This window comes from Pseudomonas sp. P4_B4, assembly GCF_056402255.1.
Genome location: NZ_JBFUHS010000090.1, coordinates 1 through 647 on the forward strand (window position 1 = coordinate 1; position 647 = coordinate 647).

Annotated in this window: 1 protein-coding gene; it reads right to left on the reverse strand. The window is 58.1% G+C overall.

The annotated features are described in order from the left end of the window. The coding region (locus AC1DVE_RS31185) for a hypothetical protein (protein WP_477784449.1) at positions 1-550 on the reverse strand (550 nt) is incomplete at its 3' end. Positions 551-647: the final 97 nt, after the last annotated feature.

Sequence of the window (647 nt, forward strand, 5' to 3'; positions counted from 1 at the left end):
GACCTAAAAACTCCTCATCGACCCAAGGGTAATAGTCCTTCTTGATCGTCAAATCCCCTTCGACCTTGATGTCCGCGCCACCGCGTGGCGAGTTGTTGTGATCGAAGATCACCACCACCCCGCCCCCCGCACCATAGGTAACGTTCTCGCCGAAGCGAGCCGGATCGTCATAGGTCACACCAAAAGTCACGTTGCTCAATCGCCATTGACAGACACCGCCACCGTCGATCGGTAGCTTGGCTACATAGAGGTCGCTTTGCCCCTCACGCACAGGCTGTATATCGGTACGTTGATAGCCATCGCGTTGATAGGCCTCACCGAAAGCCGAGTGGTCGGTAAAAGTGCACAGGGTCGAGCGATACATCACCTGCATCGGCCTCGCTACCAGTTCCTTCGGCACTTTCACCGTCACGGTTATCGATTCGCCATCCGGTGGCGGCGCCAGGCTCTGATCCTTGGCGCAACCGCTGAGGCTGACGCACAGGGTGAGTATCGCAATAGGCATTTTCTTGATCATGGTCAGATCCTTGACGACGTTGGCCGGGCTCAACAGTGGACTCTTTCGTAGCAGGCGCTCGGGTCGGCCACGGCGTCGAAGCGTTGCAACGCTTCGGCACCGCCATCGGCCTGTTGCGTCACCCGCAAGG